Source organism: Blastomonas sp. RAC04 (assembly GCF_001713435.1).
GTDB classification, from domain to species: domain Bacteria; phylum Pseudomonadota; class Alphaproteobacteria; order Sphingomonadales; family Sphingomonadaceae; genus Blastomonas; species Blastomonas fulva.
Window position 1 is genome coordinate 3,573,796 of record NZ_CP016460.1, and the last position, 14,579, is coordinate 3,588,374.

Annotated in this window: 14 protein-coding genes; 6 read left to right on the forward strand and 8 right to left on the reverse strand. The window is 66.1% G+C overall.

What is annotated here, in order from left to right; genetic code table 11:
- Nucleotides 1-59: 59 nt before the first annotated feature.
- A complete protein-coding gene (locus BSY18_RS17595; protein ID WP_171900270.1) occupies nt 60-701 on the reverse strand; it encodes a TetR/AcrR family transcriptional regulator in 642 nt (213 codons plus the stop codon).
- Nucleotides 702-898: 197 nt separating this feature from the next.
- Here BSY18_RS17595 and BSY18_RS17600 point away from each other — a divergent pair, with 197 nt between their 5' ends.
- Nucleotides 899-3,265: a TonB-dependent receptor gene (locus BSY18_RS17600; protein ID WP_069051344.1), complete on the forward strand. Its 2,367-nt coding sequence runs from the start codon at nt 899-901 to the stop codon at nt 3,263-3,265.
- Between the two features lie 39 nt (nt 3,266-3,304).
- On the opposite strand, the gene nikE is transcribed toward BSY18_RS17600, so the two are convergent.
- The 4 genes from nikE to BSY18_RS17620 all read right to left on the reverse strand — a co-directional run bounded on the left by nikE (nt 3,305) and on the right by BSY18_RS17620 (nt 7,177).
- A complete protein-coding gene (nikE, locus tag BSY18_RS17605) occupies nt 3,305-4,849 on the reverse strand; it encodes a nickel ABC transporter ATP-binding protein NikE (RefSeq protein ID WP_069051345.1) in 1,545 nt (514 codons plus the stop codon).
- Entirely contained in the window at nt 4,846-5,634 is a 789-nt protein-coding gene (locus BSY18_RS17610; RefSeq protein WP_069051346.1) for an ABC transporter permease, read from the reverse strand. Before BSY18_RS17610 ends, nikE begins: the two co-directional genes overlap by 4 nt.
- The gene (locus tag BSY18_RS17615) at nt 5,631-6,560 is read right to left on the reverse strand and encodes an ABC transporter permease (RefSeq protein ID WP_069051347.1); all 930 of its coding nucleotides are present in this window, start codon (nt 6,558-6,560) and stop codon (nt 5,631-5,633) included. Before BSY18_RS17615 ends, BSY18_RS17610 begins: the two co-directional genes overlap by 4 nt.
- 74 nt (nt 6,561-6,634) lie before the next feature.
- Nucleotides 6,635-7,177 carry a dihydrofolate reductase family protein gene (locus tag BSY18_RS17620; RefSeq protein WP_069051348.1) on the reverse strand — a complete coding sequence of 181 codons (543 nt, stop codon included), beginning with the start codon at nt 7,175-7,177 and terminating at the stop codon, nt 6,635-6,637.
- Nucleotides 7,178-7,342: 165 nt separating this feature from the next.
- Here BSY18_RS17620 and BSY18_RS17625 point away from each other — a divergent pair, with 165 nt between their 5' ends.
- On the forward strand, nt 7,343-8,119 hold the full coding sequence (locus BSY18_RS17625) for a MerR family transcriptional regulator (protein WP_069051349.1): 777 nt from the start codon (nt 7,343-7,345) through the stop codon (nt 8,117-8,119).
- Between the two features lie 39 nt (nt 8,120-8,158).
- On the opposite strand, the gene BSY18_RS17630 is transcribed toward BSY18_RS17625, so the two are convergent.
- Nucleotides 8,159-9,766: a phytoene desaturase family protein gene (locus BSY18_RS17630; protein WP_069051350.1), complete on the reverse strand. Its 1,608-nt coding sequence runs from the start codon at nt 9,764-9,766 to the stop codon at nt 8,159-8,161.
- A 127-nt stretch (nt 9,767-9,893) separates the two neighbouring features.
- On the opposite strand from BSY18_RS17630, the gene BSY18_RS17635 reads away from it, so the two are divergent.
- The 4 genes from BSY18_RS17635 to arsC all read left to right on the forward strand — a co-directional run bounded on the left by BSY18_RS17635 (nt 9,894) and on the right by arsC (nt 12,985).
- Nucleotides 9,894-10,157, forward strand: coding sequence for a FeoA family protein (locus tag BSY18_RS17635; RefSeq protein ID WP_054135416.1), 264 nt, complete (start codon nt 9,894-9,896; stop codon nt 10,155-10,157).
- Entirely contained in the window at nt 10,154-12,010 is a 1,857-nt protein-coding gene (gene feoB, locus BSY18_RS17640) for a ferrous iron transporter B (RefSeq protein ID WP_069051351.1), read from the forward strand. Before BSY18_RS17635 ends, feoB begins: the two co-directional genes overlap by 4 nt.
- 70 nt (nt 12,011-12,080) lie before the next feature.
- Nucleotides 12,081-12,620: a single-stranded DNA-binding protein gene (gene ssb / locus BSY18_RS17645; RefSeq protein ID WP_069051352.1), complete on the forward strand. Its 540-nt coding sequence runs from the start codon at nt 12,081-12,083 to the stop codon at nt 12,618-12,620.
- Nucleotides 12,621-12,637: 17 nt separating this feature from the next.
- Nucleotides 12,638-12,985 carry an arsenate reductase (glutaredoxin) gene (gene arsC / locus BSY18_RS17650; RefSeq protein WP_069051353.1) on the forward strand — a complete coding sequence of 116 codons (348 nt, stop codon included), beginning with the start codon at nt 12,638-12,640 and terminating at the stop codon, nt 12,983-12,985.
- A 61-nt stretch (nt 12,986-13,046) separates the two neighbouring features.
- Here the strand turns inward: arsC and BSY18_RS17655 are convergent, their stop codons facing one another.
- On the reverse strand, nt 13,047-13,784 hold the full coding sequence (locus tag BSY18_RS17655) for an acetoacetate decarboxylase (RefSeq protein ID WP_069051354.1): 738 nt from the start codon (nt 13,782-13,784) through the stop codon (nt 13,047-13,049).
- A 14-nt stretch (nt 13,785-13,798) separates the two neighbouring features.
- Entirely contained in the window at nt 13,799-14,554 is a 756-nt protein-coding gene (locus tag BSY18_RS17660) for an acetoacetate decarboxylase (protein WP_069051355.1), read from the reverse strand.
- Nucleotides 14,555-14,579: the final 25 nt, after the last annotated feature.

The window sequence follows — 14,579 nt, forward strand, 5'->3', positions numbered from 1 at the left end:
CACCGTCATTGTCGCTTTCGCGGGAATGCCGGGTCAGGACGCAACCACTTTGATGACCTTCAAGGCTTCAGCCCGCGCGCTATGAAGTCGTTCGCCGCGCTGGCGATCGCGTCGGGGGCGAGGTCCTCGCTCCAGATGCCGTAGCGTAGGCCGAGGAACACGTTCATCCCCATCACCGCCCAGGCGTGGAGCTCGCTGACATCGTCGCGCAGTTCGCCGGTCTCCGCGCCAGCCTTCAGCCTTGCCAGAATGCGCGATGCGGTGACCTGATAGTGCGCGCGGTAGCTGTCTGAATCGACGAATTCGGCCTCGTCGATGATCCGGTAGATTTCCTTGTGTTCGCGCGCGAATTCCAGAAAGCCCTTGAGCGCGGCACGTTCGCGATCCAGCGCGCTCTTGGCCTCCTGCATCGCGGCGGCAGCGTGCACGCCGACCTGCGCCGACATGTCCTGCACCAGCGCGCGGAAGATTTCGTCCTTGGAATCGAAATAGGTGTAGAAACTGCCCAGCGCCGTGCCCGCCCGGCGGGTGATGCCGCTGATCGAGGCCTCGTGGAAACCGCGCTCGCCAAATTCGATCGCGGCTGCGTCCAGCAGCTTGCGCAGGGTCGCCCGGCCACGCGCAGTGCGGGGTGTCTTGCCCGGCCTTTCGGACGGGTCGCCCGCCTCGTCCCCGATTGGGTCAGGTGCCTGTGCCGCCATAATCCACTCCCACCGCCGCACATGATGCACTGATGCAACACTTCTGGCCGATCTCTCCGGCTTTGTCTCCCCCAAACGGATAAGAGTTGAAAGCTGGTTCAACTTTCACTAATGAACATTCACGCCTTGCGCAAGGCCGGTCAACAGATGAACCGGCGCACCGCGGGACTTCAGGTTTGGATGATGGAGGGAATATAATGTCATCGTTTCGGTTCACCCGCTTTGCCGCCGCGCGCGCCTCGCTGACGCTGGGGGTTGCAGCAGCCGCGCTGACCGCGCTTCCCGCCATCGCCCAGGCGCAGGACGCGCAGGAAGAGGCCGCCACGACCTCGGCCGATGGCTCCGTGATCGTCGTGACCGCGCGGCGCCGTGCGGAAAACCTGCAGGATGTGCCGATCGCGATCAGCGCCTTTTCCGCCGAGCGGCTGGAAAACCAGGGCGCGCTCGACATCACCGACATTTCGCAGATCACCCCCAACACCACGCTGGAAAACTCGCGCGGCACCAACTCGACCCTCACCGCGTTCATCCGCGGGGTGGGCCAGCAGGATCCGGTGCCCGGTTTCGAGGCGGGCGTCGGCATCTATCTCGATGATGTCTATCTCAACCGCCCGCAGGCTGCGGTGCTCGATATCTACGAGGTAGAGCGGATCGAGGTCCTGCGCGGACCGCAGGGCACGCTTTATGGTCGCAACACCATCGGCGGCGCGGTCAAGTACGTCACCAAGATGCTGCCGCAGGAGTTCAGCCTGAAGGTGCGCGGCACCTACGGCACCTATGACCAGGCCGATGGCGTGGTCACCGTGTCGGCTCCGATCGGCGATATCGTCCGCGTCGGCGGCACCTTCGCGCGGCTGTCGCGCGGCGGCTTTGGCGACAACCTCAACATCCGCGGGCTCGAGAACTACAACCGCGATGTCTATGCAGGCCGCGGCACGCTGGAAATCGGCGGTTATGGCGCGCCGATCATGATCCGCATCTCGGGCGACTATACCCGCGACAAGTCCGATCCGCGCAACGGCCACCGCCTCATCCCCGGCATCCGCAGCGGAACCCCGGTGCTGCGCGATGTCTACGACACCCGCGCCGGCCTCAACGCGCCCAAGCAGGACATCGAGGCTTACGGCCTGGCGATGAACATCTCCGCAGAACTGACCAACACGCTGACCTTCCGGTCGATCAGCGCCTGGCGCAAGGATGACAGCTTCACCCCGATCGATTTCGACGCGCTGCCCGCAATCGATGTCGATGTGCCCGCGCTGTATCGCAACGAGCAGATCAGCCAGGAATTCCAGCTGCTCTATGAAGGCAGCCGCCTCAAGGGCCTGGTCGGCTTCTATTATCTGGACGCCAAGGCTTCGACCGCGTTCGATGTGTTGCTGTTCACCACGGTCGCCAACCTCAACGCCTTCACCGCCGGCGACGCGCGCACCGATACCTGGTCGGTGTTCGGCGATTTCACCTATGATTTCACCGATCAATTGTCGCTGTCCCTGGGCGGCCGCTACACCGTCGACAAGCGCAACTCGACCATTCTGCGCCAGACCAAGCTGGGCCGCTCGGCCGAGTTCGGCGGCAACCCGCTGGTGCTTGCCACCACCTCAAACTTCAACGGCCAGGCGCGCTTTACCGATTTCAACCCGCGCGCGTCGTTGAGCTTCAAGCCCAACAGCGATCATCTGCTGTTCGCCAGTTACTCGCAGGGCTTCAAGGGCGGCGGCTTCGATCCGCGCGGCCTTTCGACCGCCGCACCCGACACCAACCGCGATGGCGTGCGCAGCCAGCAGGAAATCTTCGACTTCCTGAGCTTCGAGCCCGAAACGGTGGACAGCTATGAACTGGGCTGGAAGGGCAGCTTTGCCGACAATGCGATCAACATCGCGCTGACCGGCTTCTACGCCGACTATACCAATGTGCAGGTGCCCGGGTCCGCAGGCTTCGATTCGAACGGCGACGGCACCAACGACACCTTCATCGGTGTCACCACCAACGCCGGCAAGGCCGAGTTCAAGGGCCTGGAATTCGAGAGCAACGCCGTGTTCGCCCGCGACTTTGCCGGCGACGGTTCGTTCCTGAGCTTCAATGGCACGCTGGGTTACATCGATGGCGAATACAAGCGCTTCATTGATGCGCGCAACATCGACGTCGCCAATTTGCGCCGCATCCAGAACACCCCCAAATGGACCGCATCGGGCACCTTCACCGGCGCCTTCCCGGCCTTCTCGGGGATGATCACCGCGTCGACCACGGTCAGCTATCGCAGCAAGACCTTCCAGTTCGAAACGCCCAGCCCGTTCCTTGACCAGAAGGGCTATGCGCTTTGGGATGCCGCGCTGATCTGGCGCGATGATGCTGACCGGTTCAGCTTCGGCCTCAACGCCAAGAACATCCTGAACAAGCAGTACATCACCTCGGGCTACCAGTTCCTGGCGACCGCGCCCGACGGTACGCCGACGCGCAATGCGGCGGGCAATTTCATCCCGACGCTGGGCACCGAGGGCGTGGCGACGGCCTTCTACGGCAACCCGCGCCAGGTATTCGTCACCGGCACGGTCAAGTTCTGACCCGCTGACCCTTTGCAAGGGGGGTGGTGGTCGCAGGCGTCAGCTTGCGGCCACCAGCCTTTGGGTCATCGCCGCCTGCGGGGCAGCGATCAGCTCCACAATCGGCCCCGCCTCCACGATCTGTCCGGCATCAAGCACCAGCGCACGGTGGCAGAACTGCGCCGCCAGCGCGAGATCATGGGTGATCACCAGCATCGCAATGTGCTGCTCGCGTTGCAGCCGCTTCAGCAGCGCGACGATCTGCGCGCCCACCAGCGGGTCGAGCGCGCTCGTCGCCTCGTCCAGCACGAGCATCTGCGGCTCTGCCACCAGCGCGCGGGCGATCGCGACCCGCTGCGCCTGACCGCCCGAGAGCGCCATCGGCGTGGCATCGGCCAGCGCGCCGTCCAGATCGACCAGTTGCAGCGCCTTTTTCACCAGCCCCGCGCGGCCCCATGCCGTAAGATCGGGGCGCAGATGCACCAGCGGCTCGGCGATGACGTCCGACACCCGCCAGCGCGGGTCGAGGCTGGCGAGCGGGTCCTGGAACACCGGCTGGATCGAGCGCCGCTGCTCGCGGGTGCGGTGTGGCTTGAGTGGTCCGCCGCGCCACGACACCGCGCCTGCGCTCACCGGCCCCAGCCCGGCGATGGCGCGGCCGATGGTTGATTTGCCCGAACCCGACCCGCCGATCAGCGCGACGGCCTCGCCTTCACGGACCGAGAGGTCCACATTGTCGACCGCGGTCACCGGCCTGGCGAACAGGCCTGCGCCCGCAAAGCGCACCGTCAGCCCGCGCGCCTCGACCAAAGGCGCGCCGGGGGCGGGCAGATCGCCGGGCAACGGCGCCCTGAGGCTGGGTGTCGCTTCCCACAAGGCGCGGGAATAGGCATGGGTGGGCGCGCGGGCGATCGTTGCCGCTGCGCCGGCCTCGACCACCTGCCCGCCCTGCATCACCAGCACCCGGACGGCATGGGCTTCCAGCGAGGCGAGGTCGTGGCTGACCAGCAGCAGCCCCATTCCGGTTTCGTGTCTCAGCCGGGTGAGCAACGCCATGATCTCCCCGCGCAGATGCGCATCGAGCGCGGACACCGGCTCGTCGGCGATCAGCAGCTTCGGTCGATGCGCGATGGCGCAGGCGATCATCAGCCGCTGGCGCTCGCCGCCCGAAAGCTGGTGCGGATAGCGTCTGAGCTTTACCAGCGGATCGGCGAGCCCGACCGCCTCCAGCATATGGCAAAGCGCTGCGCGATCCGGTCGCTGGCCTCCAGCCTGCATCACGCACTCTGCCAGATGCTGCGCGGCGGTGAGATGCGGGGTCAGCGCGGTCAGCGGCTGCTGGAAGACGAAGCCGACATGCACGCGGCGCAGGCGGCTCAGGTCCGCTTCGGGCAATCCTGCCAGTTGCTGCCCCGCCAGCATCGCCGATCCTCCGATCCGCCCGGCGGACAGGCCGAAGGGGGACAGGCTGGTGAGGCTCTTGCCCGATCCCGAAGCGCCCGCCAGCGCGACGCATTCTCCGGGCGCGATCTCGAGCGACACATCACGCACCAGCGTGCGGTTGCCGATGGTCACCGACAAACCCTCGAGCCGGTAGAGGCTCATGCGAACCGGTCCCGCAGCCACTCGCCGATCAGCGTCAGGCACACCAGCAGCGTCACCATCACCCCGCCGGGCACCAGCAGACCCATCGGCGCGACGTCCATGTCGTCCGCGCCCTCCTTGACCAGGATGCCCAGCGAGGTCAGCGGCTCCTGTACGCCAAGGCCCAGGAACGACAGGAAGCTCTCGATCATGATGATCCCGGGAAGCGTCAGCGTGAGATAGGCGAGCGCGACGCCTGCGATATTGGGCAGGATGTGCCGCCACAGGATCACGCGCACCGGTGCCCCGCTCGCCGTTGCGGCGAGCACGAACGGGCGCTGGCGCAGCGTCATCACCTGCCCGCGCACGATCCGCGCCATCGTCAGCCATTCGACCAGCCCGATGCTGACGAACACCAGCAGGATCGAGCGTCCGAACACCACCATCAGCACGATGACGATGAACATGAACGGCAGCGCATAGAGCGCATCGACGATCCGCATCATCGCCTCGTCCACCCGGCCTCCGGCCCAGCCCGCGACCATGCCCCAGGCGATGCCGACGACCATCGAGACGAAAGCCGCGGCGAGCGCCACCAGCAGCGTGATCCGGCTCGCCACCGCGAGGCGCGCGAGCCGGTCGCGGCCCAGCTCGTCGGTCCCCAGAAGATGCCCCGGCGATCCGGCGGGTGCGCGGACATGGTCCCAGTCGATCGCATCATGGCTCCACGGCAAAAGCGCAGGCAGGATGAGCGCCGCTAGCACGATCAGCGCGACGATCGTGGCGGGCAGGGCGATGCGGTTCATGCCCTGCTCCGGGGGTCGAGCCAACTGTAGAGCAGGTCCGCGATCAGGTTGAATGCAATGATCAGCGCGGCATAGAGCAGGATCACCGCCATGATCAGCGGGTAATCGCGGTTGAGCGCGCCCTGCACGAAGTAGCGCCCGAGCCCCGGCAGCGCGAACACCGTCTCGATGATGACCGCGCCGGTGAGCAGCCCCGCCGCCGCCGGGCCGAGATAGCTGACCACCGGGACGAGCGCAGGCCGCAGCCCGTGGCGCACGATGATCGCGCCGGTGCTGAGACCCCGCGCCCGCGCGGTGCGGATGTGCTCCTGCGCCAGCGCCGCCGCGAGGCCTGCGCGCGCCAGCTTGGCGATCGCTCCTGCGACCGGAAGCGCCAGCGCGATCACCGGCATCACCCAGAATTGCGGCGCGCTAGTGAGGCTATCGCCCAGCCCGCCGACCGGCAGCAGCCCCAGCCACAGCCCGAAGATCAGCGCCAGCAACGGCCCCGTGACGAAGCTGGGCAGGGCGGTGACGATCGTGGCAGCGAGCATCAGCGCCTCATCCGCCCAGCCACCGGGCTGCAGCGCGGCGACCGTCCCTGCGGCCAGCCCGAGCGCCAGCGCGAGGATGATCGCAAGACCGCCCAGGGTGAGCGACACCGGCAGGCTGTCGGCGATCAACTGGGTCACGGAGAAATCGCGATAGACCAGGCTCGGCCCGAAATCGCCGGTGAGCGTGCGCTTCAGGTACAGCGCGAACTGCTCGCCCATCGGCAGGTTCAGCCCATAAGCCGCCTCCAGTGCCGCGCGCGTCTCGGGCGCCAGCGGCCGCTCGCCATCGAACGGCCCCCCCGGCGCAAACCGCATCAGCGCGAACGACGCGATGAGGACCAGCAGCAAAGTGGGGATTGCGATCAACAGCCGGCGAAGGATCAAGGCACGCATCGGGTGCGACAATGGCGGATCGGCTGCGTGGCGTCATGCGGAAAATGGGACGAACCGGGTGCGTGGAAGCGGCGTCAGCCTGACCGCAGCGTGTAGACAAGGTGCTGCAATCCGGTGGGGGTCGTCTGCGCAGAAATCAGGTCGAGCTGGATCGCCTCGGCAGCCGTGGACAGCAGTCGCCGTCCGCATCCTGCCATCGCAGGAACGAGCACGAAATGCAGCTCGTCCATCAGTCGTGCATGGATCAGCGACTCGATCAGCGCGATGCCATGTACGCCGATGGTACCGCCATCGGTGGCCTTGAGGGAGGCGACCTCGGTTGCCACGTCGCCTGCCAGCAGCGACGAGCCCTGCCATTCGGTCGATGTCAGTGTGCCGGACACCACCAGCTTGGGCACCGTGTTGATGAAGCCCGAAAACGGCTGGATGTCGGAGGTCGGCCAGAACGCGAACCATTCCTCGTACATCTTTCGGCCCATCAGCACCAGGTCCTGCCCGGCGATCGACTGCGCGATCAGCGGCGAAAAGTCCTGATACAGCTCGGGCCGGACAAAAGTGTCGGGCGCCTCGACCACGCCGTCGAGCGAGATGAACAGGAACGACGCAAGTTTCCGCATGGTGTACCTCGCTATGTCGGACGCGATCATGACTCATGGGGCGGGGCACGTCATGCGGAAAGTCGGGAGGAGGTGCGCAGTGCCTATCCGCTCCCGCAAGCGGGAGGGGATAGGGCTGAAAAAACCCCTTGAAGCTGACGCAGCGTCAAGTGGCATAAGCAGCTCATGGCTGATTCGCTCGACATTGCTGCCGTTACCCGGCTCACCGGTCTTACCGCCCGCGCGATGCGCTTTTACGAGGCGCGGGGGCTGGTGCAGCCTTTGCGGACCGCGTCGGGGCGGCGGCATTATGATGCGGCGGCGCTCGAGCGGCTCAACCTGATCCTGTCGCTCAAGAAGGCGGGGCTGACTCTGGCGCAGATCCAGCGGCTGACCGCCAACCGGCGGATCGATCTTCACGGGCTGATCACCGCCCAACTCGACCATCTCGAGGCGCAGGCGCGGCGCATATCCGATGCGCAGGCGCTTCTCGTTTCCGTCAAGTCACGCATCGATCGCGGCGAGCCCATCGATGCAGAGACCTTCTGCTCGCTGATCCGACACGAACAACAGGACACGACAACCATGTCACAAGACCAATGGAAGGCGGTGACTGACCGCTATTTCACCCCCGAAGAGCAGGCCGAATGGGCCGAGAAGATGGGCGCAATGACGCCCGGTTTCGATAACGAGGCCTATGCCGCGCAATGGAAGGATCTGGGCGACGCAATCAAGGCCGCGCTGCCGATGGACCCTGCCAGCGAGGTGGCAGCGGGCTTTGTCGCGCGCTGGTTCGAATTGCTCAAGCCCTTCACCCAGGTCGCCAGCCCGGCGATGATGCAGGGCACGATGAAGATGTACGACGACATGCCCAACTGGCCGGTTCAGGCCGATCCCGGCTTCGATAGCGAGGTGTGGGCTTTCATCAAATTGGCCTCTGCGGCGCGGCTGGCGAAGGGGTAACAGAGGCCTCTCCCCTCCCGCGGGCGGGAGGGGAGCGGGTCACCCCCGCCGCCATCTCTTGTCCGCCAGCACCACCTTTGCCGCATTGTGCCCCGGCGCGCCGGTGACGCCGCCGCCGGGGTGCGTGCCCGATCCGCACATGTACAGCCCCTTCAATGGCCCGCGATAATCGGCATGGCCCAGCACCGGGCGCGCGGCCCAGAGTTGGTCGAGGCTCATCCGGCCATGGAAGATGTCGCCGCCGATCAGGCCGAAGGTGCGCTCCAGACCTTTGGGGCTGAGCATCTGCTTGCCCAGGATCGAAGCGCGAAAGCCAGGCGCGTGCGCCTCGACCGTATCGATGATCGTGTCCGCAGCCGCCGCTTCCTGCTCGGGCGTCCAGTCGAGCTTGGGGTCGAATTGCTGGCAGAACAGGCTCGCGACATGATGCCCCGCGGGCGCCAGACTGTCGTCGACGAGCGAGGGGATCAGCATCTCGACGATCGGTTCGCGCGACCAGCCGTGCGCCTTGGCATCGCTGAACGCGCGGTCCATGTAATCGAGGCTGGGCGCGATGACGATGCCTGCGCGCAGATGCTCGCCCCAAGGGTTTTCGGCCCCGGGCAGACATGTGAAATCGGGCAGCCGGTCGAGCGCGACGTTCATCCGGAAGCTGCCCGATCCGCAAACGTAGCCATCGATCCGCCGCGCGAAATCTTGCGGAAGTGCGGCGCGCGGCACCATCTTCCCATAGAGCAGTTTCGGCCCGACATTGGCGATGATGCGTTGGCTCCGCAGTTCCTCGCCGCTTGCCAGCCGCACCCCGGTGGCGCGCCCGCCCTCGACCAGCACCTTTTCGACCGGGCTGTTCAAGCTGATCTCGACGCCTTGCTCGGCGCAGGCCTCGGCCATCATCCGAGTGATGCTGCCCATCCCGCCGATGACATGCCCCCAGCTGCCCTTGTGGCCGTTGACCTCGCCGAACACGTGGTGGAGCAATACATAGGCCGAGCCCGGCGTGTCGGGGCTGGCATAGTTGCCGACAACGGCGTCGAAGCCGAACGCCGCCTGCACAGCCGCGCTCTCGAACCAGGGGGTGAGGAACTCGCGCGCGGACTTGGTGAACAGGTCGAGCACGTCACGCTGGACTTCCCGCGGCAGCCGGGAAAGCTGCCGCCCGGTGGTCAGCGCCTCGACCAGCCCGGCGACGCCGCCGCCGACATTGGGCGGCGGACGCAGCGCCAGCTCGCGCAGCACATCGGCGACGCGTTCGAGCATCGCGTAATAGCCCGGCAGCGCCTCGGCGTCCTTGCGCGAGAAGCGCGCGAACGCGGCTTGCGTGCGCTCCAGCCCGCCGCCGAGGATCAGATGATCGCCCTGCGCAAGTGGCAGGAAGTTCGACACCGGGCGCTCGATGACGCGATACCCGCGTCCGACCAGACCCATGTCGGCGATGACCTTGGGCTGGAGCAGGCTCACCGTGTAGCTGGCCACCGAATTGCGGAATCCGGGGTGAAATTCCTCGGTCACCGCCGCGCCGCCGATCACATTGCGCGCTTCGACGATCCGCACGGACAGGCCTGCGCGCGCCAGATAGAAGGCGCAGGTCAGGCCGTTATGGCCACCGCCGATGATGATCGCGTCCGGTGATGCGTGCGCCCTGCCCATGCTGCTGGACTAGCCCAGCACCCCCGCCGCGCCAAGCCCGCACGGGTGCACCAGGGCGGGTGACGCTGTCACAAGAAATCGCTGGCGCGCACGCGCGGATATTGATAGCGGTTCGCAACACCAGACCATGCTTCTTGACCAGCTCCCTACCGGCCAGCGTGCGGAAATTTCCGCGATCGACTGGAGCGTCCTGCCTGCAGACGAAGGCAAGCGGCTGCGTGCGCTGGGCGTCGACGAAGGCGCGAGCGTCACCATCCGCCATCGCGGCATCTTCTTCGGGCGCGATCCGATCGCGCTCAGCATCGGCCGGATGACGGTGGCGATCCGCCGCGTCCATGCCCGCGCCATCACGCTGCGCGCGCCCGACGCCGCGCCAGAGACCATCGCATGACCGTGCATCAGCCGCTGATCGCGCTGGTCGGCAACCCCAATGCAGGCAAGAGCGCGCTGTTCAATGCGCTAACCGGCGCGCGGCAGAAGATCGCGAACTATCCTGGCGTCACCGTCGAGCGCAAATCGGGCCGCTTTACTTTTGCCGATGGCCGTCCGGGTGAGCTCATCGATCTTCCCGGCAGCTACAGCCTCGATCCGACCAGCCCCGACGAGGCGGTGACCCGCGATGTGGTGATGGGCCGCCAGACGGGCGAGCGTCGGCCTGAGGCGCTGATCATCGTGCTCGATTCGGCCAATCTCGACCAGCATCTGGTGTTCGCGCTCGAGTTGCTGGCTTTGGGCCTGCCCACGGTGGTCGCGCTGAACATGGTGGATCTTGCCGAACGTGACGGGCTGACGCTCGATGCCGCGCGGCTGGCTGCGGACCTCGGCGTGCCGGTGATCCCCACGGTCGCGGTGCGGCGCAGGGGGCTGGCAGAACTCGCCGCCGCGCTCGATGCCGTGATCCTCGCCAAGCAGGGGCCGCACGCGCCGCTGGGCGAGCCGGACATGCGCGCGCGGCGCAGGCGAGCCGAGCACATCGCCAACAGCGCGATCGTTTCGCAGACCGACAGCCGCCGCTGGACCGACCGCGCCGATGGCGTGCTGCTCCACCCCTTTGCCGGGCCGATCATCCTGTTTGCGCTGCTGTTCATCATCTTCCAGGCGGTGTTCAGCTGGGCAACGCCGTTCGCCGATGCGCTGGAGGCGGGTGCTGCGGCGCTGGGCGAACTCGCGACCGCGACGATCCCGGAAGGCTTCTTCCGCTCGATGGTGGTCGATGGCGTCATCGCGGGCGTCGGCTCGGTGGTCGTCTTCCTACCGCAGATCATCATCCTGTTCTTTTTCATCCTGCTGATGGAGGCGACCGGATACATGGCCCGCGCCGCGTTCATCATGGACCGGATGATGGCGGGGGTCGGCCTGTCGGGACGCTCGTTCATTCCGCTGCTATCATCGTTCGCCTGCGCGATTCCGGGCATCATGGCGACGCGCAGCATCTCGGACGAGAAGGACCGGCTGACCACCATCCTGATCGCGCCGCTGATGACCTGCTCGGCGCGGCTGCCGGTCTATACCGTGATCATTGCCGCGTTCATCCCCTCCACCGCGATCGGCCCGGGGATAGGGATGCAGGGGCTGGTGCTGTTCGGGCTGTATGTCTTCGGCATCATCGGCGCGATGGTGGTCGCTCTGGTGCTGCGCTCGACCGTCGCCAAGGGCGGGGCGAGCGGCTTCCTGATGGAGATGCCCAAATACCAGCTGCCGCGGCTGCGCGATCTGGCATTGGGGCTGTGGCAGCGCGCTGCGCTGTTCCTGCGGCGGGCAGGCACGATCATCTTTGCGGTGACCATCGGCCTGTGGCTGCTGCTCACCTATCCGCAGGTGCCCGAAGGCAGCAGTATGAGCCAATCTGAATATTCGGCTGCGGGACGGATTGCAGGCCTGCTCGAGCCGGTGGTCGCGCCGATCGGGTTCAGCCGCGACATCGCGCTGGCGCTGATCCCGGCGATGGCGGCGCGCGAGGTTGCGGTCTCGGCGCTGGCGACGACCTATGCGATCGACGCGCCCGACGAGGAAACCGCAGCGCTCGCGCTGGGCGAGCGGCTCGCGGGACGCTGGTCTTTGCCCACCGCGCTCGCGTTCCTCGCCTGGTTCGTGTTCGCGCCGCAGTGCATATCAACGATCGCGGTGACCAAGCGCGAGACCAATGGCTGGAAATGGCCGATGTTCATGCTCGCCTATCTGTTCGGCCTGGCATGGGTCGCGGCTGGGATTACCTTCTGGACCGCGACGGCTTTAGGGCTATAAACGCGACAACAGACCGGAGCGAATTTCTGCCCGGTCATCCACCACAGCACACAATATCCGGGGAAAGCATATGTCGGGCAGCGTCAACAAGGTCATTCTGATCGGCAATCTGGGTGCCGATCCGGAAGTCCGCAGCTTCCAGAACGGCGGCAAGGTCGCCAATCTGCGGCTGGCCACCACCGAAAACTGGAAGGACCGCAACACCGGCGAAAAGCAGGAGCGGACCGACTGGCACACCGTCGCGATCTTCGGCGAAGGCCTGGTCGGCGTCGCCGAACGCTTCCTGCGCAAGGGAAGCAAGATCTATGTCGAAGGCCAGCTGCGCACCCGCAAATGGGCCGACAAGGACGGCAACGACCGCTACACCACCGAAGTCGTGCTGCAGGGCCCTGGCGCTGTGATGACCATGCTCGACGGCAAGCCCGGCGGCGGCGGCGGCATGGGTGGCGGCGGCGGTGATTACGGCGGCGGTGGCGGCGCTCGCAGCAGCGGCGGCGGCTCGTCGGGCGGTGGCTCGGGTGGGGCGCGCGGCTTCAACGATGGCGGTTCTTCGAGCGGCTGGGGCGGCGGCGGCTTCGACGACGATCTCAACGACGACGTGCCGTTCTGATCCTGCGGAAACAGGCGATGCAGTTCACCGTCTATCACAACCCGAAATGCGGCACCTCGCGCAACGTTCTGGCGGCCATCCGCGAGGCGGGGCACGAGCCGCAGGTTGTCGAATATCTCAAGACCCCGCCTTCGCGCGATACGCTGGAAAGCCTGATCGCGCGGGCGGGGGAGGGCGCGCGTGGCCTGCTGCGCGCCAAGGAGCCACTGGCCAAGGAGCTGGGACTCGATGATGCCGGCGTTACCGACGCGCAGATTGTCGATGCGATGATGGCGCACCCGATCCTGATCAACCGCCCGATCGTGGCGACACCCGATGCGGTCAAGCTCTGCCGGCCCAGCGAGACGGTGGCCGAGCTGCTCTGAGTGCGAAAACCCCGGCGGGCTCAAGCCGCGCCGGGGTCAGGAGTGTTCGTTTGGGCGCCCGTCAGGTCAAATAATCGTGCAGCACGCGGCCATAAGGCAGCGTCATGTCGGTCACCAGGTGCAGTCCGCCGGTGTGTTCGAGCACCGGCAGGTCGGCGAGCGGGCAGTTGACCGAATCGATCAGCTCGACCCGCGCCCGCCCGGTCCACGCGCCTTTCACCACCACATCGGCAAAGGTGATGCCTACCAGTTGCGCGATCGCGGGCGATCCGTCGATGTCGGGGATCAGCTTGAGCGTCACCTGCGTGCGCTTGAGCAGCGCCTCGATTGCTGCCGGATCGGTCGGGCTGCCGTGCTTGTACACCATCGTCCCGCTGGCGACGGTCTGCCCGGCATAGGTCAGAACGCCGGTCAGCGTGTCGCCCACGGTATCCAGCTTGGCGATGCCGTACTTCATCGGATAGCCCCAGATCTCGCGACCGCCCGCCAGAGGCGGGCAGTTGTCGACATACATCTGGGTGAGGAAGGTGCACCTCTCGCCGCCCAGCGTGCACGGGATCGCCTGCGCCACCGCCGAATAGGCGCCGAAGCCCTCGCCATCGGGCAGATCGAGCCATTGCACCGAGACGACATCGCCATCGGGCTCGAGCGGCTCGGGCAACATCTGGCGGATCATCGCCGGATCGGTCCGGTAGTTGATGATCATGTACTGGCGTTCGAAGAACTTGTACGGGCCCACCGGATAGGTCGGGCTCTGCAGCGGCATGGAGCTGAGCTTCAGCACATCCTGCTTGTTCATGTCCTGTCCCCCTCTCAGCCTGCGGCGTCTTTGATGTAATCGAACAGCACCCGGCCATGCGGCAGGGTGAGATCGCTGATGAAGTGCTTGCCGCCGACGATGCGCAGGATCGGCAGGTCCGCCACCGGCGCGTTGACATGAGGGATCAGCTGCAGCCGCGCTGGGCTGACCCAGCTGCCCTTCACCGTGACGTCCTCCAGATTATAGGCGACCAGCTGGCAGATCTTGGGGCTGCCATCGACATCGGGGATGATCTTGAGGTTGCACGATGTCTTGGTCATCGATTTGGCCTGCGCTTCGCAGCCGCCGGGGCTCTCCTGCCACTTGTACGCCATGGTCCCCATCGCGACGGTCTGCCCCGCATAGGATAATGTGCCGGTCAGCGTGTCCGACGCGACGATCAGCTTTGGGAGAGCGTATTTCTTGGGAAAGCCCCATATCTCGCGACCCGCGCTGATCGGCGGCTCGTCGTCGAGATACATCTGCGCAGTGTAGTTGATCGGCTCGCCCTGATAGGTGCAGGGGATGACGATCCCGCTTTCGGTATAATCGCCGAACCCCGAGCTGTCGGGCATGCGGATCCATTCGTAGAGCACCAGATTGTCGGCATTGGGCTCGAGCGGCTCGGGCACTGCGGCGCGCAGTGCAACCGGGTCGGTCTCGTAGGTCACGATCATGAATTCGCGGTTGATGAAGCGGTACGGGCCGAGCGGATAGCTGGGCGCTGCGGCGGGCATGGAAGGCAGTTTCAGGATGTCTTCAGGCGTCATGGTCAGGAACCCCCGTTTTTGACCA

Coding starts and splice junctions, on each gene's coding strand:
- BSY18_RS17595 (WP_171900270.1), bottom strand. CDS start 701: ATGGCGGCACAGGCACCTGACCCAATCGGGGACGAGGCGGGCGACCCG.
- BSY18_RS17600 (WP_069051344.1), top strand. CDS start 899: ATGTCATCGTTTCGGTTCACCCGCTTTGCCGCCGCGCGCGCCTCGCTG.
- nikE (WP_069051345.1), bottom strand. CDS start 4,849: ATGAGCCTCTACCGGCTCGAGGGTTTGTCGGTGACCATCGGCAACCGC.
- BSY18_RS17610 (WP_069051346.1), bottom strand. CDS start 5,634: ATGAACCGCATCGCCCTGCCCGCCACGATCGTCGCGCTGATCGTGCTA.
- BSY18_RS17615 (WP_069051347.1), bottom strand. CDS start 6,560: ATGCGTGCCTTGATCCTTCGCCGGCTGTTGATCGCAATCCCCACTTTG.
- BSY18_RS17620 (WP_069051348.1), bottom strand. CDS start 7,177: ATGCGGAAACTTGCGTCGTTCCTGTTCATCTCGCTCGACGGCGTGGTC.
- BSY18_RS17625 (WP_069051349.1), top strand. CDS start 7,343: ATGGCTGATTCGCTCGACATTGCTGCCGTTACCCGGCTCACCGGTCTT.
- BSY18_RS17630 (WP_069051350.1), bottom strand. CDS start 9,766: ATGGGCAGGGCGCACGCATCACCGGACGCGATCATCATCGGCGGTGGC.
- BSY18_RS17635 (WP_054135416.1), top strand. CDS start 9,894: ATGCTTCTTGACCAGCTCCCTACCGGCCAGCGTGCGGAAATTTCCGCG.
- feoB (WP_069051351.1), top strand. CDS start 10,154: ATGACCGTGCATCAGCCGCTGATCGCGCTGGTCGGCAACCCCAATGCA.
- ssb (WP_069051352.1), top strand. CDS start 12,081: ATGTCGGGCAGCGTCAACAAGGTCATTCTGATCGGCAATCTGGGTGCC.
- arsC (WP_069051353.1), top strand. CDS start 12,638: ATGCAGTTCACCGTCTATCACAACCCGAAATGCGGCACCTCGCGCAAC.
- BSY18_RS17655 (WP_069051354.1), bottom strand. CDS start 13,784: ATGAACAAGCAGGATGTGCTGAAGCTCAGCTCCATGCCGCTGCAGAGC.
- BSY18_RS17660 (WP_069051355.1), bottom strand. CDS start 14,554: ATGACGCCTGAAGACATCCTGAAACTGCCTTCCATGCCCGCCGCAGCG.